22 protein-coding genes and 1 pseudogene are annotated in these 21,600 nt (G+C 72.8%); 11 read left to right on the top strand and 12 right to left on the bottom strand.

What is annotated here, in order from left to right; all coding sequences use genetic code 11:
• The 5 genes and pseudogenes from Cco03nite_RS35245 to Cco03nite_RS35225 all read left to right on the top strand — a co-directional run.
• A pseudogene (locus Cco03nite_RS35245) lies at window positions 1–291 on the top strand (ABC transporter ATP-binding protein); the annotation flags it as partial.
• On the top strand, window positions 291–2,834 hold the full coding sequence (locus Cco03nite_RS35240) for an ABC transporter permease (protein ID WP_203698280.1): 2,544 nt from the start codon (window positions 291–293) through the stop codon (window positions 2,832–2,834). The pseudogene Cco03nite_RS35245 and the gene Cco03nite_RS35240, both read left to right, overlap by 1 nt.
• A gap of 223 nt (window positions 2,835–3,057) precedes the next feature.
• Window positions 3,058–3,684: a helix-turn-helix domain-containing protein gene (locus tag Cco03nite_RS35235; protein ID WP_239167915.1), complete on the top strand. Its 627-nt coding sequence runs from the start codon at window positions 3,058–3,060 to the stop codon at window positions 3,682–3,684.
• Window positions 3,681–4,949 carry an MFS transporter gene (locus tag Cco03nite_RS35230; protein ID WP_203698277.1) on the top strand — a complete coding sequence of 423 codons (1,269 nt, stop codon included), beginning with the start codon at window positions 3,681–3,683 and terminating at the stop codon, window positions 4,947–4,949. The genes Cco03nite_RS35235 and Cco03nite_RS35230 overlap by 4 nt, the downstream gene beginning before the upstream one ends.
• A 118-nt stretch (window positions 4,950–5,067) precedes the next feature.
• Window positions 5,068–6,660, top strand: coding sequence for an FAD-dependent monooxygenase (locus Cco03nite_RS35225; protein ID WP_203698276.1), 1,593 nt, complete (start codon window positions 5,068–5,070; stop codon window positions 6,658–6,660).
• A gap of 229 nt (window positions 6,661–6,889) precedes the next feature.
• Here Cco03nite_RS35225 and Cco03nite_RS35220 read toward each other — a convergent pair whose 3' ends face one another.
• Window positions 6,890–7,864, bottom strand: a complete 975-nt coding sequence (locus Cco03nite_RS35220; protein WP_203698275.1) for an ABC transporter ATP-binding protein — start codon at window positions 7,862–7,864, stop codon at window positions 6,890–6,892.
• A gap of 2 nt (window positions 7,865–7,866) precedes the next feature.
• Between Cco03nite_RS35220 and Cco03nite_RS35215 the strand changes: the two genes are divergently transcribed.
• The gene (locus tag Cco03nite_RS35215; RefSeq protein ID WP_203698274.1) at window positions 7,867–8,580 is read left to right on the top strand and encodes an ABC transporter permease; all 714 of its coding nucleotides are present in this window, start codon (window positions 7,867–7,869) and stop codon (window positions 8,578–8,580) included.
• Between the two features lie 22 nt (window positions 8,581–8,602).
• Window positions 8,603–9,328, top strand: a complete 726-nt coding sequence (locus tag Cco03nite_RS35210) for an ABC transporter permease (protein WP_203698273.1) — start codon at window positions 8,603–8,605, stop codon at window positions 9,326–9,328.
• Between the two features lie 50 nt (window positions 9,329–9,378).
• On the opposite strand, the gene Cco03nite_RS35205 is transcribed toward Cco03nite_RS35210, so the two are convergent.
• Entirely contained in the window at window positions 9,379–9,783 is a 405-nt protein-coding gene (locus Cco03nite_RS35205) for an HAD family hydrolase (RefSeq protein ID WP_203698272.1), read from the bottom strand.
• A gap of 212 nt (window positions 9,784–9,995) precedes the next feature.
• Between Cco03nite_RS35205 and Cco03nite_RS35200 the strand changes: the two genes are divergently transcribed.
• Window positions 9,996–11,000: a glycine betaine ABC transporter substrate-binding protein gene (locus Cco03nite_RS35200; RefSeq protein ID WP_203698270.1), complete on the top strand. Its 1,005-nt coding sequence runs from the start codon at window positions 9,996–9,998 to the stop codon at window positions 10,998–11,000.
• Window positions 11,001–11,162: 162 nt separating this feature from the next.
• Here Cco03nite_RS35200 and Cco03nite_RS35195 read toward each other — a convergent pair whose 3' ends face one another.
• The 3 genes from Cco03nite_RS35195 to Cco03nite_RS35185 form a co-directional block, all read right to left on the bottom strand.
• A complete protein-coding gene (locus tag Cco03nite_RS35195; RefSeq protein ID WP_203698268.1) occupies window positions 11,163–11,795 on the bottom strand; it encodes a class I SAM-dependent methyltransferase in 633 nt (210 codons plus the stop codon).
• Between the two features lie 92 nt (window positions 11,796–11,887).
• Window positions 11,888–12,514 carry an HAD family hydrolase gene (locus tag Cco03nite_RS35190; protein WP_203698284.1) on the bottom strand — a complete coding sequence of 209 codons (627 nt, stop codon included), beginning with the start codon at window positions 12,512–12,514 and terminating at the stop codon, window positions 11,888–11,890.
• A gap of 126 nt (window positions 12,515–12,640) precedes the next feature.
• Entirely contained in the window at window positions 12,641–13,516 is an 876-nt protein-coding gene (locus Cco03nite_RS35185; RefSeq protein WP_203698266.1) for a septum formation family protein, read from the bottom strand.
• Window positions 13,517–13,675: 159 nt separating this feature from the next.
• On the opposite strand from Cco03nite_RS35185, the gene Cco03nite_RS35180 reads away from it, so the two are divergent.
• Window positions 13,676–15,100 carry a WGR domain-containing protein gene (locus Cco03nite_RS35180; RefSeq protein ID WP_203698265.1) on the top strand — a complete coding sequence of 475 codons (1,425 nt, stop codon included), beginning with the start codon at window positions 13,676–13,678 and terminating at the stop codon, window positions 15,098–15,100.
• A gap of 195 nt (window positions 15,101–15,295) precedes the next feature.
• Window positions 15,296–15,697, top strand: a complete 402-nt coding sequence (locus Cco03nite_RS35175; RefSeq protein WP_203698264.1) for a ribosomal maturation YjgA family protein — start codon at window positions 15,296–15,298, stop codon at window positions 15,695–15,697.
• Here Cco03nite_RS35175 and Cco03nite_RS35170 read toward each other — a convergent pair.
• From Cco03nite_RS35170 to Cco03nite_RS35145, 6 genes are all read right to left on the bottom strand, one after another.
• Entirely contained in the window at window positions 15,694–16,125 is a 432-nt protein-coding gene (locus tag Cco03nite_RS35170) for a PIN domain nuclease (RefSeq protein ID WP_203698263.1), read from the bottom strand. The genes Cco03nite_RS35175 and Cco03nite_RS35170 overlap by 4 nt on opposite strands.
• Window positions 16,122–16,328, bottom strand: a complete 207-nt coding sequence (locus Cco03nite_RS35165) for a type II toxin-antitoxin system VapB family antitoxin (protein WP_203698262.1) — start codon at window positions 16,326–16,328, stop codon at window positions 16,122–16,124. The genes Cco03nite_RS35170 and Cco03nite_RS35165 overlap by 4 nt, the downstream gene beginning before the upstream one ends.
• Before the next feature lie 49 nt (window positions 16,329–16,377).
• Complete coding sequence (locus Cco03nite_RS35160; protein ID WP_203698261.1) at window positions 16,378–17,343, bottom strand: golvesin C-terminal-like domain-containing protein; 966 nt, start codon at window positions 17,341–17,343, stop codon at window positions 16,378–16,380.
• Window positions 17,343–17,501 carry a hypothetical protein gene (locus Cco03nite_RS35155; protein WP_203698260.1) on the bottom strand — a complete coding sequence of 53 codons (159 nt, stop codon included), beginning with the start codon at window positions 17,499–17,501 and terminating at the stop codon, window positions 17,343–17,345. Before Cco03nite_RS35155 ends, Cco03nite_RS35160 begins: the two co-directional genes overlap by 1 nt.
• A 232-nt stretch (window positions 17,502–17,733) precedes the next feature.
• A complete protein-coding gene (locus Cco03nite_RS35150; RefSeq protein WP_203698259.1) occupies window positions 17,734–18,915 on the bottom strand; it encodes a GNAT family N-acetyltransferase in 1,182 nt (393 codons plus the stop codon).
• An 83-nt stretch (window positions 18,916–18,998) separates the two neighbouring features.
• Window positions 18,999–20,444: a pectate lyase family protein gene (locus Cco03nite_RS35145; protein ID WP_203698257.1), complete on the bottom strand. Its 1,446-nt coding sequence runs from the start codon at window positions 20,442–20,444 to the stop codon at window positions 18,999–19,001.
• A 238-nt stretch (window positions 20,445–20,682) separates the two neighbouring features.
• Between Cco03nite_RS35145 and Cco03nite_RS35140 the strand changes: the two genes are divergently transcribed.
• A complete protein-coding gene (locus Cco03nite_RS35140) occupies window positions 20,683–20,961 on the top strand; it encodes a hypothetical protein (protein WP_203698255.1) in 279 nt (92 codons plus the stop codon).
• 13 nt (window positions 20,962–20,974) lie between these two features.
• On the opposite strand, the gene Cco03nite_RS35135 is transcribed toward Cco03nite_RS35140, so the two are convergent.
• Complete coding sequence (locus Cco03nite_RS35135) at window positions 20,975–21,517, bottom strand: GNAT family N-acetyltransferase (RefSeq protein WP_203698252.1); 543 nt, start codon at window positions 21,515–21,517, stop codon at window positions 20,975–20,977.
• Between the last annotated feature and the right edge of the window lie 83 nt (window positions 21,518–21,600).

Here is a 21,600-nt window from a genome sequence, read left to right as displayed (position 1 = left end):
GTCGCCTGCGCCCGCGCGCTCGTGTCCCGGCCCGAGGTCGTCTTCGCCGACGAGCCGACCGGCAACCTGGACAGCCGCTCCGGCGCCGAGGTGCTGGGCTTCCTGCGCCGCAGCGTCACCGAGTACGGCCAGACCATCGTCATGGTCACCCACGACGCCGTCGCCGCCTCGTACGCCGACCGGGTCGTCTTCCTCGCCGACGGCCAGATCGTCGCCGAGCTCACCGGGCCCACCCCGGAGCGGGTGCTGGACACGCTGAAGAGCCTGGACCGGGTGGGGACAGAGCTCTGATGCTGCGCGCCACCCTGAAGAGCCTGCTCGCCCGCAAGCTGCGCCTGGTGCTGTCCGGCCTGGCGGTGCTGCTCGGCGTGATGTTCGTGTCCGGCTCGTTCGTGCTGACCGACGCGCTGGGCCGCTCGTTCGACAACATGTTCTCCTCGGCGATGGCCGAGACCGACGTGCTGGTCACCGCCCGGCCGGCCATCGACGTGTCCGAGCTGGAGGGCGAGCCGGTGCCCGGCATGCTCGCCGCCGCCGACCGCGACGCGGTGGCCGCCGTGCCCGGCGTCGCGCAGGTCGTCGGCGAGGTGCAGGCCGACGGCGCCCGCCTGATCGGCGCGGACGGCAAGGTCGTCGCCTCGTTCGGCCCGCCGCGCTTCGGCGCGAACTGGACCGGTGAGACCGGCGGCCTGGAGCTGCGCGAGGGGCGCGGGCCGGCGGCCGCCGACGAGATCGCGATCAACGTGACGCTGGCCGAGCTGAGCAAGCTCAAGGTCGGCGACCGGGTCGGCGTGCTGACCACCCAACCCAAGCAGCAGTTCACGCTGGTCGGCGTGTTCGGCTACGAGGGCGGCCTGCCCGGCCGCGGACCGGTGCACGAGATCCGGTTCACCGAGCCGGTGGCGCAGGAGCTGATGCTGGGCACGCCCGGCGCGTACACCAGCCTGAGCGTGACCGCCGCACCCGGCACCGACCCGGCGGCCCTGCGCGACGCGATCAAGTCGCGGCTCGGCGATCAGTACGTGGTGCAGACCGGCCAGGAGGCCGCGGCGGCCATCGCGGGCGGTTTCAAGACGGTCCTGGACCTGTTCAACAACATCCTGCTCGGCTTCGCCGGGGTGGCGCTGTTCGTCGGCACCTTCCTCATTCTCAACACGTTCTCGATCATCGTGGCGCAGCGGACGAAGGAGCTGGCGCTCAGCCGGGCGCTGGGCGCGAGCCGCCGCCAGGTCATCGGCTCGGTCATGGTCGAGGCCCTGGCCATCGGGCTGCTCGCCTCGGTGCTCGGCCTGGCCGCGGGCGTCGGCGTCGGCGCGCTGCTGGCGAAGTTCGCCGCCGACTTCAGCAGCATCGTGCTCGCCTCGATCGGCGTGCCGCTCGCCGCGGTGATCAGCGCGTTCGCCGTCGGCATCGGCGTCACGGTGGTCGCCGCGCTGCTGCCCGCGGTGCGCGCGTCCCGGGTGCCCCCGGTCGCCGCCCTGCAGGAGGTCGCCACCCCGGACCGCCCGCTGACCAAGCTGACGGTCAGCGGTGCCGTGATCGGCGCGCTGGGCGCGGGCGCGATCGCGTTCGGGCTCGCCACCAGCGGTGACGCGGTGATGTGGCTGCTGCTGGGCGGGGTGCTCGCCACCTTCATCGGGGTGTCGCTGCTGAGCCCGGTGCTGGCCCGCCCGGTGGTGTCCGTGCTCGGCCGGCTGTTCTCCTGGTCGGTGCCGGGACGGCTGGGCCGGCTCAACTCCGGGCGCAACCCGCGCCGCACCGCCATCACCGCGGCCGCGCTGATGGTCGGCGTCGCCCTGATCACCGGGGTGAACACCACGATCACCTCGGCCGACCGCAGCCTGCGCGGCGACGCCGAGACCGGCTTCCAGGCCGACCTGATCATCTCGGGTCAGGAGTCGCCCGGCATCCTGCCGACGTTCGACGAGGCGCTGCTGCCCCGGATGCGGGCGGTGCCCGGCATCGCCACGGTCACCGCCGAGTACAACGACCAGGCGCTGATCAACGACGAGCCGGGCGGGGCGTCCGCGGTGACCGACCTGCCGGCCGTCGTGCGGGACCTGTCGCTGGTCACCGTCGCGGGCTCGCTGGCCCAGCCCGGACCGGGCGAGGTCGTCGTCGACGACCAGAACGCGGCCCAGGCCGGGTTGACCGTGGGCTCCACGGTCACCGTCAAGCTGCCCAAGGGCTCGCCGGCGGCGTACCGGGTCACCGGCGTCTACCAGCGGGTGCCGTTCTACGGCGGGTACATCTTCGGCACCGACGTGGTGCCGGGGATGCGCTTCCCGCAGCCGTCGTTCGCGTACGTCCGGCTCGCCGACGGCGCGGACGCCGCCGCGGCCCGCCAGGGCCTGGAGGCGCTGCTCGTCGACAGCCCCGAGATGCTGGTCGAGGACGAGCAGCAGTACCTGGACCGGGAACTGGGCGAGGGCGCGCAGATGCTCCTCATGATCCAGATCCTGCTGGGCCTGGCCATCGTCATCGCGGTGCTCGGCGTCATCAACACCCTGGCCCTGTCCGTCCTGGAACGCACCCGCGAACTGGGCCTGCTGCGCGCCATCGGCCTGAGCCGGGCGGCCACCATGCGCATGATCACCGTCGAGGCCGTGGTGATCACCGTGTTCGGCGTACTGCTCGGCGTGGCCGTCGGCATCGGCCTCGGCGCGGCCGTCGTTCAGGGCCTCGCCGACGAGGGCCTGAAAACCCTCGCCATCCCCTGGCCCGCCATCAGCATCTACCTTGCCGCCGGCGCCGCCCTGGGCGTCCTCGCCGCCGCCCTCCCCGCCACCCGCGCCTCCCGCATCAACATCCTCACCGCCATAGCCCACGACTGAGGAAAGGAAGGGCACCTTCACAACGCTCCGCGTTGTAGAAGGTGCCCTTCTTAACGCATGACCCGCTTTGACCTGGGGCTCGCAGCCGGCCGCCGGCCCTCGCGCGCGGCGGGGGCCGCGCACCGCGGGCGCTGTGGTGATCGCCGTTTCCGGACAGGTCATGGGCGAGGGGGGCCGGACCCGGGGATTGCCAAGGAGTCTTTGCAAAGATATGTTGGCGGTTATGGCCGCCGATCGGATCACTCTTGACCCCCGAACCTTGCGGGGGCTCGCCCATCCGCTGCGGGTACGCCTGCTCGGGCTGCTGCGCGAGCGCGGGCCGTCCACCGCCACGCTGCTCGCCGCGCAGCTGGGCCAGTCCAGCGCCGCCACCAGCTACCACCTGCGCCAGCTCGCCCTCTACGGCTTCGTGACCGACGAACCGGGCCGTGGCAACAACCGCGAACGCTGGTGGCGGGCCGCGCACCGGGGCACGACCGTGGACCACGTCGAACCCGAGTCGTTCGGGGACTTCGAGGCCTACCTGCGCGCCGTCGCCGCCCAGTACGCCGCGCGCGTCGACCGCGCCCTCGACGAGTACGCCACCCGCCCGCCGCAGTGGCAGCGCGTCGGCACGATCAGCGACTGGACCGGGCAGCTCACCCCCGAGGAGACGAAGGAGCTGCAGGCCGACCTGTTCGCGGTGTTCGAGCGCTACCGGCGGTTCGACCTCGACTCCCCCGCGCCCGAGGGCACCGCCCGGGTGCACGTGCAGTTCCAGGTGCTGCCCTTCCCTGAGGTGGCTCCGCCTGAGATGACTCCGCCCGAGGTCTCCCCGGCCGAGGAGGGCACGCCCGGGGAGGCCTCGTGAAGGGCCTGGTCGGACTGCTGATCGCGGGCACCGTGTCGCGGATCGGCAGCGTGCTGACGTTCCTGGCGATTCCCTGGCTGGTGCTGGAGACCACCGGCAGCCCGTCCCGGATGGGCCTGGCCGCCGCCGCCGAGCTGCTGCCGTACGTCCTGATCGGACCCCTCGGCGCGCCCCTGGTCGACCGGATCGGGCCGCGCCGCGTGTCCATCGTCGCCGACCTGGCCAGCGCCGCGGTGATGGCGGCGGTGGCGTTAGGGCAGCGCGGCGGGTTCGGCGTGCTGCTGGTGCTGCTCGTGCTCGCCGGCGGGCTGCGCGGGCTCGGCGACTGCGCCAAGCGGGTGCTGCTGCCTTCGACGATCACCGCGTCCGGGGTGGACACCGCCCGCGCCACCACCGTCTACGACGGCGCGAACCGGCTGGCCGGGCTGCTCGGCGCGGCCCTCGGCGGGGTGCTGATCGCCGCGCTGGGCGCGCCGCGCACCGTGCTGCTCGACGGCGTCTCGTTCGTGGCGTGCGCGGTGCTGGTGGCCGCGCTGGTGCCCGCCCGTGCCGCGGACACCGCCGCCCCGCCGCCGGAGCCGTATCTGACCGCGCTGCGCGGCGGGGTGGCGTACCTGCGCGGGGACCGGCTGATGCTGGGCATCCTGGCCATGCTGTTCGTGACGAACCTGGCCGACCAGGCCAACGGGGCGGTGTTCGTCCCTGTCTGGATCGACGAGGTCCTCGGCTCGCCGGAGGCGCTGGGCTGGGTGAGCGGCGCGTTCGGGCTCGGCGCGGTGCTGGGCAACCTGGTCTTCACCGCGCTCGCGCCGCGCGCGCCCCGCTATGCCGTGTTCACGATCGGGTTCCTGATCGGCGGCTCGCCCCGGCTGGCCGTGCTGGCGCTGTCCGACGAGCTGACGCTGGTGCTGGTGGCGGCCTTCGGATCCGGCCTGGCGATGGCCGCGGTCAACCCGATCCTGGCGGCGACGATGTTCGAGCGGGTGCCCGAACACCTGCAAGCCCGAGTGCTCAGCCTGTCCAACGCCATCGGGTTCGCCGGCATCCCGCTGGGCGGCCTGCTCGGCGGGTGGGCGGTGGAGCACGTCGGCCTCACCCCGGCCCTACTGATCTTCGGCGCGTGCTACCTCGGCGCGACGCTGCTGCCGGCGCTCTCGCCGACCACCTGGCGCCAACTGGACCGCCGCCTGCCGGAACCGCCCACAGCAACCCCCAACACCACCTCCCCCCGTGACAGCGAACCGGCACCGAGTGGATCTAGATGATTTGTTGTCGCTCCGGCGACAACAAATCATCTAGATCCGGAGACTCCCGTCAACCCAGGTTGACGCCCTCGCGTAGTGTCAACTACGGTTGACAAAAGCGATCGAGGGGAGGCCGGCGATGGACGCCGACGTGGTGATCTCCGGGGGCGGACCGACCGGGCTGCTGCTCGCCGCCGAGCTGCGCCTGGGCGGCGTACGCGTGGTGGTGCTGGAACGGCGTGCCGAGCCCGACCCGGTGCCGCGGGCCAACGGGCTGGTCGGCCAGGTGGTCACCGTGCTGTACCGGCGGGGCCTCCACCGCGTGCTGGCCCGCCACGGCAGCGGCCCCCGGGCCCTGGTCCAGCGCTGGTTCACCGGGGCGTACGGCGACCGGCCCCGCCCCGTGCGCGCGTTCTCGCACGCCGGGTTCCGGCTCGACCTGCGCCGCCTGCGCGACGCCAACCCGCTGCACGTGCTCGCGGTGCCGCAGCGGCGGATGGAGGAGACGTTCGAACGGCACGCCCGCGCGCTGGGCGCGGAGGTCCGCCGTGGACACGCGTTCAGCGGGCTGGCCCAGGACGGCGACGGCGTCACGGTGGAGGTCGACGGCCCGGACGGGCCCTACCGGCTGCGGGCGGCGTACCTGGTGGGCTGCGACGGGTCGCACAGCGCCGTACGCAAGGCCGCCGGGATCGGCTTCCCCGGCGAGACCAGCCGCGAGGTCGTGATCCGCATGGCGCACGTGGTGCTGCCCCGGGCCGCGCTCACCCCCGCCGGAGCGCTGCGCGCCGCCGACGGCACGGTGTACCGGCCGTACCAGCTGCACCGCACCGCGCACGGGGCGTTCTCGTTCGCCTCGTTCATCCCCGGCGTGCACGTGCTGAGCACGCACGAGTGGGACGCCGAGGCGCCCGGCGAGCAAACGCCCATGTCGGTCGGCGAGGCGCGGGCCAGCCTGTCCCGGGTGGTCGGCGCGGACGTACCGGTGGCCGATCCGCCCGCCGACGGCCGGCCGTGGATCCTGCGCAGGCTCACCGACCGCAACAACCGGCTGGCCGACCCGTACCGCGCGGGCCGGGTGTTCGTGGCCGGCGACGCCGCGCACGTCTTCGCCGGGTTCGGCGGGTCCAATCTCAACCTCGGCCTGCAGGACGCGGTCAACCTGGCCTGGAAGCTGGCCCTGGTGGCCCGCGGCCAGGCCCCGGACGCGCTGCTGGACACCTACGCCGCCGAGCGCGTGCCGCAGGCCCGGCGGGCCTTGGACCGCACCCGGGAGCAGGCCGAGCTGATGGCCCCGGGCGAGGAGGTGACCGCCCGGCGCGAGCGGTACGCGGCGCGCCTGCGCGAACCCGGGTTCCTGCGTGAGGTCGCCGACGCCGTCGCGGGCCTCGACCTGCCGTACCCGATGGGCGATGGTCCGCCCCTGCTCGGCCGGATGGCCCCCGACCTGCGGCTGACCCACGGCGGCCGGCGTATCCGCCTCGCGTCGCTGCAGCGCGCCGCCCGGCCGCTCCTGCTCGACCTCACCGGCGACCAGGCGCTCGCCGCCGCGGCCGCTCCCTGGCGCGACCGCGTCGACCTGATCGACGCCCGCCCCCGCGACCCCGGCACTCCCCCGGCCCTGCTTATCCGCCCCGACGGCTACGTCGCCTGGGCCGCTCCCGCCGCGGCCGACCCCACCGGCCTCACCGCCGCCCTCACCACCTGGTTCGGCCCGCCGAACCCGTCATGATCGCTCGACTTGCCAGGCACCTGTGCGTATCTTGAGCCCGCTTTCCCACAGGTGCCAGGCAAGTTCGACGATCTTGACGACCCGGCCGCCCTGCGGCCCGGACCGCGACGCGCCGCACGGACGGCACGAACCGGCGACGCGCCGCATGGACGGCGCGAACCGGCGACGCGCCGCATGGACGGCGCGAACCCCCGGCCGACGGCCAGGGTGGACGCCGGGACGGCGCAGGTCAGCGGCGCAGGACGGCGTAGACGTCCTCGGGGGTCAGGATGCCGAGGGCGTCGAGGCCGTCGCGGACCACGACCCAGCCGGTGTCTCCCTCCAGGAGCGCGGCGAGCGCATCGCGCAGGGTGCCGTCGACCGGCACCGACGGGGCCTGTCGACCGTCGTGGTCGCCGTCCGGCAGCGGGCGCAGGCCCTCGCGCGGGATCGGGGTCACCGCGAGCAGCTTGATGCCGCGGTCCGCGCCGACGAACTCGGCCACGAACGTGTTCGCGGGCTTGGCCAGCAGCTCGGCCGGAGGCGCGAACTGCTCCAGCTTGCCACCCTCGGACAGCACCGCGATCCGGTCACCGAGGCGTACGGCCTCGTCCACGTCGTGGGTCACGAACACGATGGTCTTGCGGACCGCCTGCTGCAGCCGCAGGAACTCGTCCTGCAGCCGCCCGCGCACGATCGGGTCGACGGCCGAGAACGGCTCGTCCATCAGCAGCACCACCGGGTCGGCGGCCAGCGCGCGGGCCACGCCGACGCGCTGGCGCTGCCCGCCCGACAGCTCGTGCGGGTACCGGTTCGCGTAGCGGGCAGGGTCCAGGCCGACCAGGTCGAGCAGCTCCGCGGTGCGCTCGGCGACCTGCGCCTTGGGCCAGCCGAGCAGCCGGGGCACCGTGCCGACGTTGTCGCGCACGGTCTGGTGCGGGAACAGGCCCACGTTCTGGATGACGTATCCGATGCGCCGGCGCAGCGCGATCGGGTCCACCGCGGTGATCTCGTCCGCGCCCAGCCACATCCGCCCGGCTGACGGCTCGATGAGCCGGTTGACCATGCGCAGGATCGTGGACTTGCCGCATCCCGACGGCCCGACCAGCACGCTCAGCTCCCCGGCGGCCAGCTCCAGGCTCAGCTCGCGCACCGCGACCGTGCCGTCGTCGTACTGCTTGCGTACGCCCTCCAGCCTGATCGACACCGCAGCGGTACGGTTCACCTATGCCCTCCAAGGTCAACGACGCCGTGCTCGGCTGGGGCGCACCGGGCGACGATCCGCGCAACCCCTGGTTCTCCTGGAGCTACGTCAGCCAGAACGCCGACACCCTGCTCGCCGCGCTGCGCGAACACCTCTACCTGACCATAGTCGCTGTGGTGCTGGCGACGGTGATCGCGATCCCGCTGGCGATCCTGGCATACCGCGTCGGTTCGCTGGCCGGGCCGATCCTGGGCTTCACCGGTGTGCTGTACACCATTCCCTCGCTGGCGCTGTTCGCGTTCCTCGCGCCGTTCACCGGCATCGTCGCGCCGACCACGGTGCTGATCGGACTGACGATGTACGCGCTGCTCACCATCGTGCGCAACACCCTGACCGCGCTGCGGCAGGTGCCCGCCGACGTGCTCGACAGCGCCCGCGGCATGGGCTACGGCAAGCGTGCCATGCTGTGGCGCATCGAGCTGCCGCTGGCGCTGCCCGGCATCATGACCGGCCTGCGCATCGCCACGGTCTCCACGGTGGCGCTGGTCACGGTCGGCGAGATGGCCGGCTGGGGCGGCCTCGGCGAGCTGATCATCGGCGGCTTCAACAGCAACTTCTACCGCCCGCAGATCATGACCGCGACGCTGCTCTGCGTGGCGCTGGCCCTGGTCCTCGACCTGGTCCTGCTCGCCGTCGGCCGGGTCATCATGCCCTGGACCCGCCGGAGGGCCGCATGAGCGAGCGCAGCGAGGAGAAGGCATGAGTGTCATCCAGGACGCGATCCTCTGGCTCAACGATCCGCTGAACTGGACCAATCCCGACGGGATCATCTCCCGGACGGTGGAGCACCTGTGGATCTCCGCGGCGGCGGTGGCGCTGGGCTGCGCGGTGGCCTGGCCGCTGGGCGTGTGGATGGGGCACGTCGGCCGGGGCGGTCCCGCGGTGGTGACGGTGACCAACCTCAGCCGCGCCGTGCCGACGATCGCCCTGCTCACCATCTTCCCGCTCACCGTGATCGGCTTCGGACCGCCCGCGATCATCCTGGCGCTGTCGCTGTTCGCGATCCCGCCGCTGCTGGCCAACGCCTACCTGGGCCTGCGCGAGGTCGATCCGGAGGTGCGCGACGCGGGCCGGGGCATGGGCCTGTCGGGCTGGCAGCTGCTGCGCAAGGTCGAGCTGCCGCTGGCGGTGCCGTACCTGGCCAACGGGTTCCGGGTGGCGGCGGTGCAGGTGCTGGCGACGGCGACCCTGGCGGCGTACGTCAACGGCGGCGGGCTCGGCATGATCATCAGCCGGGGCTTCGGGCTGGGCCTGGCCGCGGGCGGCGGTCAGGTGCTGGCCGGGGGCCTGCTGGTGGCGCTGCTCTGCCTGACCGTGGAGGGCCTGCTCGCCCTGGCCGAGAAGGCGCTGCTGCCCAAGTCGCTGCGCCGGGTCAGGCACCGCCCGCCGGCCTCGGCCGCCGACGCGCTGCCCGCCCGTTCCTGACGGCACAGCCTGACCGGCGCGGCCTGAGCGGCGCAGCCTGAGCGGGGCGGTCAGAGCAGGCCGCGCTCGCGCAGCACGTCGAACAGCTGCGCGTCGTCGCGGAACAGCACGCTGTCGATGCCGGCGGCCGTGCCGCCTTCGACGTACTCCGTCTTGTCGTCGACGAACAGGCACTCCTGCGGCGTGCGCCCGATCTCCTCCAGCGCCCGCGCGAAGAAGGCGGGCTCCGGCTTCAGAAAACCTATCTCGTACGACACCAGCACCCCGCTGATGCCCGGCCGCCCGCCCAGCAGCTCGCGGATCACGGCCGCGCGCCGCGGATGCTGGTTGGTGACCAGGTAGACACCGTCGACGGCGAGCCGGGGCAGCACGGCCAGCAGCTCCTCGTTGGGCCGCAGGCTGCCCGCGGGCACCAGGAGCACCCCGTCCACGTCGAGCAGCAGCGTCGTACGCATCCGACCAGCGTAGGCCCGCGCCGACCCGGCATGACATCGATCACGCCGCGCCTGTCACGAAGCACGGCTGACCTGCGTATGTGAACGGTTTGCGAATTGTCGGACCCGGGTAGGCCGAGCACGGTTCACGAATTCATCGCAAGGATGTCTCAGGTACGGAGTAAGAAAGACCTTTGCACATCATTCGCAGTGCAGACGACGGAAGGCTGAATATGGCAACGCACACCCGGAGGGCGTCCGTCCTCCTGCTGGCCGGTGTCGCCGCGGCGGCGTTCGCGCTGACCGGCTGCGGGCAGGCGGGCTCCTCGGGCACCGAGGCCCCCGCGACCGCCTCGGGCGCCGGCTGCGCGCCGGTGGCCGGCGACCAGCTGGTGGTCCTGGCCGACGACAAGCACCTGCAGAACGCCGACAACGTCATCGCGGTCGCCAACGCCAAGCGGTCCACCCCGGCGCTGCTGGCGGCCGTCGACAAGGTCGGCGCCGCACTGGACACCCCGAAGCTGATCGCGCTGAACAAGGCCGTCGAGGTCGAGCGCAAGACCTCCGAGGTCGCGGCGCAGGAGTTCGCGGCGCAGGCGGGGCTGGCCACCGGCCTGTCCGGCGGGTCCGGCCCGGTCGTGGTCGGCGCGGCGAACTTCCCGGAGAGCAAGACCCTCGCCGAGCTGTACAAGATCGCCCTGAACGCGGCGGGCTTCCAGGCCACCGTGCAGGTCTCCGGCAACCGCGAGCTGTACGAGGCGGCCCTGGAGAAGGGCGAGCTGACGGTGTTCCCGGAGTACGCGGCGACCCTCACCGAGTTCCTCAACCAGAAGCAGAACGGCAAGGACGCCGCACCCAAGGCCAGCGGTGACGTCACCGCGACCGTGGCGGCCCTGAAGGAGCTGGCCACCAAGGCCGGGCTGACCGTCGGCACGCCCTCGGCCGCCGCCGACCAGAACGCGTACGCGGTGACCAAGGCGTTCGCCGACCAGCACCAGCTGAAGACCCTGTCCGACTTCGCCGCCAAGTGCTCCGGCCAGGCGTCGGTGCTCGCCGGCCCGCCGGAGTGCCCGCAGCGCGCCTTCTGCCAGCCCGGCCTGGAGAAGACCTACGGCATCACGTTCGGCTCGTTCCAGCAGGCCGACACCGGCGGCCCGCAGACCAAGACCGCCCTGACCACCGGCAAGGCCACCCTCGGCATGGTCTTCTCCTCCGACGGCAGCCTCGCCACCAACTGACCCCACCCCACCCACCAGCGGCCCGGTCTCCCCGACCGGGCCGCCCCGTTTTTCCGTTGATCATGAACTTATGGCACGGCTCGACGGCGTGTCATGGGCACAACTTCATGATCACCCTCAAGGCGCGGCGGCTGGCGCGGGCGAAGGCTTGGCGGCGCGGGCTCAGGCGAAGCGGAACAGGCGGCTGGGCGGGCCGAGGGGCGGAGGTGCCGCGGTGAGGCGGTGTACGCCGACCGAGAACAGCACGTCGTCCGGGGCGTGGAAGGCCGTCTCGGCGAAGCCCGCCTCGGCGAACCAGGTCCGGATCGACGGGGTCAGGTCGGGGGCGCGCCGGGTCCGCGTCCAGATCACCGTCGCACCGGGTGCGCACAGCCGCGGCAGCGCGGCCACGGTACGCCGGACGTCGGCGTCGCCGATGTTGCCGAACACCCCCGCGAACAGCACCAGGTCGGCGGGCACGGCGTCGGCATAGGACTCGGTCAGGCCGGCGTCGGCGCAGGCGACCGCGACGGCCAGGCCGAGGCGGTCGGCCTCGGCCCGCGCCGCGGCGGCGTTGCGGGGGTCGTACTCGATCAGCGTCGCCCGGACCCGGGCCGCGTCGGAACGCCGGGCCAGCACGCCGAGCAGGTCACGCCCCTGGCCCGCGCATGCGCTGACCACGGTCAGCACCGGCTCCGGGCGCTCGTCCAGCCACCTGTCCACGTGCTCCTGCACCAGCCGCAACCGGCGCGACAGCGGTGAGTCCGGATCGTCGTACGGCCCATGCCAGTCATGCCAGTCGGTCGCCGCCTTCATACCGGCAGGCTGTCACCACAACCCGCGGACGCGCCAGTCGATCAGGAAGTTGTGGCAGCGACACGCCGTCGAACCGTGCCATAAGTTCATGATCAACCCGAGAGGGCGGCGAGGGTGACGCCGGCGAGGGTGGTGAGGAGGGTGAGGCCGGTCATCGGCTTGAGGGTGACCGCGTTGGGGACGCCGATCACGCGGGTGCCGGCGGCCAGGGCGCTGGCCACGCCGGTGGGCGAGTCCTCGACGGCCAGGCAGTCGGCGGGCTCGACGTTCAGCAGCTTCGCCGCGCGCAGGTACGGGTCCGGGTGCGGCTTGGTGAACGCGACCTCGTCGCCGCAGATCACGGCGTCGAAGTTGTGCCTGCCGAGCGTGTCGAGGGCCACCTCGACGACCCGCCGGTTGGTGGAGGTCACCAGGGCCGTGGGCACGCCCGCGGCGCGTACCTCGTGCAGCAGTTCCCGCGCGCCGGGCCGCCACACCAGGTCGGTGGCGAACAACCCGGCGACCCGCTCGTAGATCCAGGCCGCGCTGACCGCGGCGTCGCGCCAGGTCTGGCCGATACCCTCGTGGAACAGCAGCATCGACTCGTCGACGGAGCGGCCGACCATGTTCAGCCGGACCTCGGCCGAGACCTCCGCGCCGTACTCGCGGGCCAGCTCCTCGATGGCGATGTCCCACAGCGGCTCGCTGTCGAACAGGGTCCCGTCCATGTCGAAGAGCACTGCCGCCGGAGTCATGTCCACGATCATCCCTGGCCGCGGCCGGGACCGCCGCCGACCGTGGCTGACATCACGCTCCGCGGTCGCGGCGACCCGTCCGGTCGCCGCGACCGAGGCCGGTCCGCGGCCTCAGAAGCCCGGCAGGCCCTTGCCCTTGGTGCCCTTGACGGTCTTCTTGACCTTCTTGGTGCCGAAGTACACGACGCACCGGACCCGGCGGTCGCCGGCCGCCCACGCCTCCGGGTAGGCCGGCCAGGCGATGGTGGACAGCCGGTACCACTGCGACATGGTGACCCCGACATAGCCGGTGGCCAGTTCGCTGCACTGCCGGTACAGCGCGAACCACTGCCGGTCCGACTCCGGGTAGGGCATCGTGCGCGGCGCGCGGAAGAAGCCGATGTACTCGGCGTTGTGCGCGCTGGAGCAGGGGGCCTCGGTCAGCGAGTCGATGCGGTCGTTCTTCGACACGGCGTTGGCGCAGCCGACGAGCAGCGCCGCCGGTTTGTCGCCCTTGAGGCTGCCGGTGCGCTCCGTCCAGGCCTCGTCGAAGTTGGCGGAGCTCACCTCGACCAGGTCGCAGCGGAACCAGCGCGCCCCGCCCTCCCACGCCCGCGACATCGGGATGGTCAGGTGCAGCTGGAGTCGCCACCGCCACCACGGGCCGCCGAGATAGTCCGCGGTCTTGGTGTCGCACTCCGCGTACGCGGCCGCCAGCTGCTCCGGCCCGGGATCGTCGTCACCCGTGAACGTGCCGACGTGGGCGACCTCCGCGAGGTGCTTCTCGCCGCACGGCACCGGCTTGACCAAGCTGTTCACGGAGGGCGCCGGCCGGCTGTCGAAGCAGCTCCCCACCTCCGGCACGATCCCCTTGACCTGCGCCATCGGCACCCAGTCGTCGGCCAGCTCCCCGTCCGCACCGGCCGGCAGCCCGGAACCGCACCCGGCCAGCGCGACGTTCAGCAGCAGTGCGGCCAGCGTCATGCCGGCCGTCAGGCGTCCCCGCATCGTCTCCCCGTTTCTCGAATCCGTCGCAGCGTAGACAAGGTCGCGCGGTCGCGGATCGGCTCAACGGCCGATCTTGGTTTGCCGCGCGGTGCGCTGTCGGGGGCGGCGGATACGGTGTGGCCGAAGCGTTCCCCTCCGCGAGAGAAGGCCCCTTCCCCCATGGCCGCTGAGACCACCTACCTCGAACTGTCCGAAGCCGACGGCGGCTCGCACAAGTTCTACGAGGTCGTCGTCGACGACACCGAGCTGACCATCCGCTACGGCCGGATCGGCGACGCCGGAGCCACGACGAAGAGCACGTTCGCCGACAACGCCAAGGCCCGTGCCGCCGCGGCGAAGAAGATCGGCGAGAAGGTACGCAAGGGGTACGCCCCCGCGGTGCAGGGCGCGCGGGCCAAGCGCGCGGTGTCGCGGCGCACCATCGTCAGCACCCGCTCGACCGCGAAGACCGCGCCGGTGCTGTGGCGATACCGGTCGGGCACGTCCGCGTTCGGCATCTTCGTCGACAGCAAGGTCTGCATGGTCGGCAACGAGGCCGGTGTGATCACCACGCTGTCGCACAGTGCCGAGGTGATGCAGCAGTTCAAGCTGCCCGACGGGGTCAAGTGCATCGTCGCCGACGACGCCTGGCTCTACGCGGGCTGCGACGACGGCAACGTGTACGACCTGTCCGGCAAGGTGCCGCGCCTGGCCTACCGGATCGCGCCCGACATCGACATCTACTGGCTCGACATCCACGACGGCGTGCTCGGCGTGTCCGACGCGGGCGGCGGCGTGGCCGCGATCGACCACGAGGACGAATTCCTGTGGCGGCGCAAGAGCCAGGGCTCCTCGGGCTGGATGGTCCGCTGCGACGCCGACGCCGTGCACCACGGCCACTCCGGCGGCGTGACCAGCTACGACTGGCGCACCGGCGAGCAGCTGTGGACCCGCAGCACCGGCGCGGTGCTGTTCGGCTGGCAGGAGCAGCACGCGCTGTACGCCGGCACGTCCACCCGCAAGGTCGTCGAGCTGGGCAAGGACGGCTCGCCGCGCCGGGAGTACCAGTGCGACGCCCCCGTGTTCTCCTGCGCGACCAGCCCCGACGGGGCGTACGTGTTCGCCGGTGACAGCAGCTCGTCGGTGTACTGCTTCGACAGCTCCGGCACCCGGCTGTGGAAGCTCGGCACCGGCTGCGGCTCGGCGTACTCGATGCAGTACCACGACGAGCGCCTCTTCATCGTGACCACGGACGGCTCGCTGGCCTGCATCGACGCCACCGAGTCGGCGATCCGGGCGGCCGAGTCCGGCACCGTGCCCGAGATCGTCGACGTGAAGGCCGCGCACATCGAGGCGGTCCCGGCGTCCACCACGGTCGAGGTCGTCTCCGCCGAGGCGGGCGCCGACGGCGTCGTGCTGGAGTGCTTCGAGGAGGGCGGGCGGCTGCGGGTGCGCGTGGTGTCCGAGGGCTTCCAGCAGTCGTGGCAGGTGCAGTTCCCGAAGGGCATCCGCGAGGCCGGCGCGCGCTACGTCGTGTCCGAGGTGCGCCAGGCCAGCCGGGGCGGCTTCTACCGCGCCTTCGGCGAGATCCGCCGCCTGGCCTGACCCGAGACTCCCGCCGCCGCGTCCGGGTGCCACCGGACCGCGGCGGCGGGCCGTGCCACGTCCGGGACGGCCAGGGCAGCCGGTCCCACGCCAGGAACGGCCGGGGGTCGGTTCCGAGGCCGGCCACCCGGGCAGGGCACACGATCTCCACAGGTTCACCACGGCGGGGCCGGGCGGGCTCCGTACCATCGGCGGATGCTCCGCACCGACTCGGCCCGCCGCCTGCTCGCACTCGCCGCGGCCGTCGCCGTCCTGGCGATCGCCCTGCTCATCCGGGCGCTCGCGGGCGGGCCACTGGAGCAGCACTCCGGCACCGCGCTCTACGCCTCGATGATCTACGCGGGAGTGTTCTTCCTCCGGCCGCGCACGACGCCCCTGGTCGCGGGGGCGGTGGCGGTCGCGTTCTGCTGGCTGGTCGAGCTGTCGCAGCTGACCGGCGTGCCGGCGTACCTGTCGGAGCGCAGTCTGCTGGCCCGGCTGGCGCTCGGCGTCGCGTACGACCCGCTGGACATGCTCTGGTATCCGGCCGGGGTGCTCCCGCTGGTCGCCGTGCACGTGCTGCTGCGGGCGCGCGCCACAGCCCGCGCAGCCGGCTAGGACACCGACCCGCGCGGCACCACCCAGCGCGTCTGCAGGCCGGACACCGCGGCGATGTGGTCGAAGTCGGAGTCGTAGTGCAGGACGATGGCGCCGTAGTGCTCGGCGATGGCGGCGGTCAGCAGGTCGGGGCAGCCCGCGGCGCGATGCTGGCTGCGCCGGGCGAGCATCGCCTGGATCTCCCGGGCCCGCCGGGCGATCTCCGGGGTCGGCGGCAGGTCGACGAAGCCGGCCGCCCGCAGCGCGGCGGTCCGCGCGTACTCGGCCGAACTGCGCGCGGAGTAGAGGACCTCCAGGTCGACGACCACGCATGTGGCCAGCAGCCCGGCCTTGCCGAGCCGGGTCAGCTCGGCGCGGACCGGATCGTGCCGGACGCGCGCGATCGCGCTCGTGTCGGCCAGGTACAGCCCCGCGGGAACGCCGGTCACCGGCGGGCGCTCGCCCGGACCTCGGGGTCGGCCAGGTCGGGACTGCCCCAGACCAGCGGATCGTCGAACACCTCGGCCCGGCGGCGGCGCTCGGCGACGAAGGCGAGCGCGGCGTTCACCGTCTCGACCTTGGTCTTGGTGCCCAGTTCCCGGGCGGCCGCAGCGAGCTTCTCATCGTCGAGGTCGATGACAGTACGTGACATGATATCAAGTATGCCCCTGGCGATATCAAGATCGCCAGGGGCATACTTGTCAGACCCGGGTCACGCGGACCGCGTCGGCGATGACCAGTCCGGTGCCGTTGGTCCACCGGCTGACGGCGACCTTGTTGGCGTCGCCCGCGGTGAGGTTGAAGGTGCCCAGGACGCGCCACTGGCCACCGGTCGCCCGCTGGTCCACGGTCACGCTCTGGTTGCCACCGCTGGTCACGATCACGTACGGCGCGGCGCTGTTGTAGCCCGGGTCGGCCGGCCACCACGCCTCGACGCGGTAGTTGCCCGTCTCCGGGATCGCGAACTTGTACCAGGCGGCGTCGCTGGCGGCGACCGGGTCGGCGAACCGGTAGTTCTCCCCGAACCGCTGGCCGGAGTAGGACGAGGTGCCCCAGCTGGTGCTGGCGGTGAACCGCCCCGCGGTGGTGTTGTCCACGGTGGACGTCCAGCCGCCGGTGGGCGGGTTCATGGCCCGCGCCACGTCGGCGCGCATCACGTTGAGGTCGATGGCGTACGGGTCGATCTTGCCGGTGGTGCTGGTCTCCCGGTGGCCGCGGGCGTAGCTGGAGTCGCGGCCGAGCCGCTTGAGCACCGCCGCGGTCGCCGCGATCGAGGCGTTGTACTGCGCGGCGGTCATCTGCTGGTTCACGCCGTTGTAGTCGATCTCCCAGCCGATCAGCATGGTGTTGCCGTCACCGGCCGGGATGGGGCCGCTGGCCCGCGCCGACCCGGCGTGGTTACAGCGCCCGGCCGAGATGATGTGGAACACACCGTGGTAGTCCACGAGCGCCTGGCACAGCGGCCCGGCCAGGTCGGAGCGGCCGTTGATGCAGACGTTCAGGGCCGGGTGCGGGTTGGACGCGCTGGACGTGGCGGCAGTGTGGTGCCACAGCACGCCGATCGGGTCGAAGGACCCCGGGCGCATCCGGTTGCGCCAGTCGCCCTCCTCGACGACCTGCACACCGGCCGCCCGCAGCACGTCGGCCAGCCAGGGGATGGTCGCCATCACGCCCCCTGGATGAGGTCGGCGGCGCACTCGGGCTCCGGGGCGGGTTCGGTCGCGGCGTGGGCGGGGCGGGACACCAGCGCCACCGCGGCGGCCACGAGCGCGGGCACGCCGAGCAGCCGCCGGCGGCGCGCACGCAGGGATCGGATTCTGGTCACGGCACTCCTCGGGGGGTAGGGAGGGACACGAGCCCAAGCTCGCGCGCGCCTGATCAGACCTGCGTCATGCCTGGCCAGGCGGCGTGACGGCACCATATATCGTCATCCGCGTCTATGTCGATACCTTGCGCCATGCCAGATGTTTGCGAAATTTTCCTTCACAATCAGGCCGAACGGCGGCCGGCGGTCCACCATGGACCGACCGGCCGCCGCACGGATCAGAAGAGGCGGATCAGAAGAAGTCGTGCAGGACGGGGACCGGCCCGGCGGTCGCCGCGGACAGCAGCGGGTCGGCGACGGCGTCGCCGCTCAGCAGGCCGGCCCGGCGCAGCGCCGACGGCGTGGCCGCGCCCGCGTACCAGGCGGCCAGGCCGCGCGGGGTGAACCGGACACCGCCGGAGCCGCCGGGTTCCAGCCGCCCGATGCCGCCGTCGAGCACCAGCCGCCACGGGCCGGCGTTCCACCTGCACTCGGGGTCGGCGAGCTCCAGGTCGACCGCGCCGGTCAGGTGACCCGGCCAGCCGCGGGCCGCGATCGCGGCGGGCGCGTCGACCAGGCGCAGCATCCACGGCTGGCGGCTGTCCACGGTGACCAGCGTCGTCGGGATCTCCAGCAGGGCCGGGTCGCCCTGGCCGAGCCGCAGCACGGTCGTCGGCGCGACACTGGCCCAGCCGCCGAACATGGCCAGCAGCGCGGACTGCGCCTCCGGGGTGGTGGCGACCAGGTCGTGCGCGGTCACCCGGGCCACCGGATCAGTGTGTGGACCGCGTACCCAGCTCGCGTAACCCTCGACGGCGCCCGTCGCGCCCACGGCGACGGTGACGCCGTCGTAGGCGGCCAGGAACTTCTCCGGCGTGGTGTCGTACAGCAGGCCGGAGCGCTCCATCATGCCGGTGCCGGACCTGGCCCAGTCACGGTAGAGGGCCTGGACGGCGGGCACGTCCTCGATGGCCGCCGGGCGCAGCGTGACCCCGGGACCCGGCCGGATCGCCGCCAGCGCCGACGTCGGCACGCTGAGGTAGGTCAGCGCGCCGACCTCCTCCCAGCCCAGCCTGCGGTACGGGTGCGGCGTCGACGGGAACAGCGCGCTGAGCGCCGCGCCCCGCTCGCGGGCCCCGGCCAGCAGCCGGGTGAGCACCTGGCGGCCCACTCCCCCGCGGCGCGCCTCGGGGGCGACCGCGACGCCCGCCACGCCGGACGTGGGCACGATCCGGCCGCCGAACCACTGGCCCTGCTCGCGGTCGACGGCCTTGGCGATGAGCCGGTCTCCGTCGAGCACGCCCCAGGTCACCCGGCCCGGCACGAGGCTGAAGTCCTCCGGCGCCGGGGACGCGTGGTATCCGAACACGACGCTGCCCAGCCGCCAGGCGGCGGGCCCGTCCTGCTCCTGAAGCTGCCTTACCTCGTAGACCATCCGGCCATCCTAGGGACGCCGCCCGGTCCCCGGTGACCGTGATCCGGGCGGGCCGGTGTAGGGCCGGCCCGCCCGGACGGGTGTCAGACCGTGATCCGGCCCGCGCCCGCGCCCGCGCTCACACCGGCCTTGACGCCACTGGCGCTGTCCAGGGTGTACGAGTACGGGATGCCCGACACGCTGCCCCCGCCGCTCTCCGGGCTGCCGGAGCCGGTGAAGTAGTTGTTGCGCTGCACGATCGCGCCGTCGGCGGAGTCGGCGTACCCGACCAGCGTGGGCTCGTCGACGCTCTCGAAGTAGTTGCCCTCGACGAGCACGCCCGCGCCCATGGTCGACGCGACGCCGTACTCGTTGCCCCGGTAGTAGTTGTTGTACACGTGCACCGGGTTGCCGAAGCGGACCCGCGGGTGGCGGGTGCCCGAACCGTCGAACCAGTTGTGGTGGTAGGTCACCCGCAGGTGGCCGCGGTCCTCGCTGGCGTTGTCGTCGCTGTGGCCGAGCAGCATGGACTTGTCGTGCCCGTACACCCGGTTCCAGGAGACGGTGACGTAGTCGGAGGCGCGCTTGACGTCGACCGCGCCGTCGTACCCGTTGGTGAAGCTGTTGTGGTCGATCCAGACCCGGGTCGAGTACTGGACGTTGACCGCGTCGTCGTTCCAGTCCCGGAACGAGATGTTGCGGATGATCACGTTGCTGGCGTTGGAGACGTTCAGGCCGCAGCCCGCGATCGTCGCGCCGGAGTTGCCGAGGATGGTCTTGTTGGACCCGACGGTGATCATGCCGGAGCAGGAGATCGTGCCGGAGATGCGCACGACCCGCGCGGTGCTGCCGGAGACGGCGCTGGACAGGGCCGACGAGCTGGTGACCGTGGTGGCCGCGGCGCTGCCGCCGCCGGTGGTGCCGCCGCCCTGGGTCGCCCAGCCGACGAGCCCGGTCTGCGAGCCGCCACCGCCGCCACCTCCGCCGCCGCCGGAGCCGACCGCGATGAGCTGCCAGTGCTGGTTCCAGCCGTTGAGGTCGGCGAACTGGCTGATGATGCCGCCATCGGCGGTGGACCACTCCCACACGTCGAGGGCCTTGCCGCTGTGCCGGTTGAGGAACTTCACGTAGCCGCTGTCGGTGTCGCGGACCGCGAAGTGCTGGCGGGTGGTGCCGTTGTCCGGGTTCTGCACCAGGCCGGTGCCGTCGTTGGCGTTGGGCAGTTCGAGGAACTTGCCGCTCTGCCGCGAGCGCAGCTTGTAGTAGCCGCTGCCGGCGTCGACGAACTGCCACTGCTGCTGGTAGCCGTCGTTGCGGGCCCACTGGACGATCGGGGCGCCGTCGGCGGTGCTGAAGTTGTACAGGTCGACGGCCTTGCCGCTGTGCCGGGACACGATGACGTACCAGGCGCCGGTGTCGATGGTGACCGCCTGGGCGGGCGCCGCGACGACCGCGCCGACCGCCGCGAGGGCCAGGGTCAGCGCCGCGACGAGTGCCGTTCGCAGGCGCCATGAGCGGCGGGGCGACGTCCGTGGAGTGGGTTGTGACATCGGATCGACCTCCGAGGGTTGGCACCGCGGGCGGCCTGGGCGAGCCGGTCCGCGGTGTGGGTGAGCGGATACGGAAAGCGCTTTCCGCACTCGAAGGTTAGTCGTGACATCAAACTAAGTCAATGGATATGGCATGCCAGGCTGCGCGTGGACATCGAGCCCGGCACCGTCGACCCGGATTGCGCGCCATGATCACAGACACCGGGCCGGGTGGCAGCCGCCGCCTAGGCTGCGCGCCATGAGTGACACGGGGATTCTGCTGGTCGCGCCGTGCGGTGCCGTCCTGGCACTCGCGGTTTACGCGCTCTTTCACACCACCGCGCAGCGGCGCACGAACCCCCGGGACCCGGTCGTCGAGCAGGCGATCATGGAGGCGGCCCTGCGGCGGGAGGCGGAGCAGCAGGCGGCAGCGCAGACCGCGCGCTCCCGGCGGACCGGGAGACGGGCCGCCGAGCGCGGGACGTCGAACCAGGCGGACGGGCCCGCCTACGACGCCGGCTTCGGCAACCCGCGGTGAACAGCCGCGGCGCTCAGCCGCGCAAACCCACGCAGTCGTGCGCCCAGAAGGGCTCCGAGTAGACGAACGTGCCGGTCATCCACGGCTCGTACGCGGTGAGCGGGTGCGCCTGGAACCCCGGGTCGGGGATGCGCAGCGACGGGGAGCGCAGGTCCAGGCCACTCGCCCGGACGAAGCCGTGCCGCGCGTAGTAGCGCGGGTCGCCCTCCAGGAACACCAGCGGCACGCCCGCGGCGTCGGCGGCCGCCAGCGCTGCGGCGACCAGCCGCCCGCCCAGGCCACGACGCTGATGACCAGGGTGTATGCCGAGCGGCGACAGGCTGTACACGTCGACCAGCCGCGCCGCGGCGTCCAACCGGCAGGCGCTGAGCATCACGTGCCCGACGGCCTCGTCCCCGTGCGTCGCCACCAGCGAGACCACCGGCAGCGCGGCAGGAGCGGCCCGCAGCGCGTCGACCAGCGCGGGGACCCGATCGCCGTCACCGAAGGCGAGGGCGTGCACCGCGCGCACCGCGACGTGGTCGGCCGCGGTCTCGGCCCTGATCGCATAGTCCATGGGCGCGAACCTAGGACCGGCCCCACCGGGCTGCAACGGGTTTTCGGCCACCCAGGCCGGGCACGATGTCCTGGCGAGCGGGC

The sequence above is a fragment of the Catellatospora coxensis genome (assembly GCF_016862635.1).
In the GTDB taxonomy this organism is placed as follows: Bacteria; Actinomycetota; Actinomycetes; order Mycobacteriales; family Micromonosporaceae; genus Catellatospora; species Catellatospora coxensis.
The sequence above is the reverse complement of the archived record's forward strand: the minus strand, read 5'-3'. Positions and strand labels throughout refer to the sequence as shown.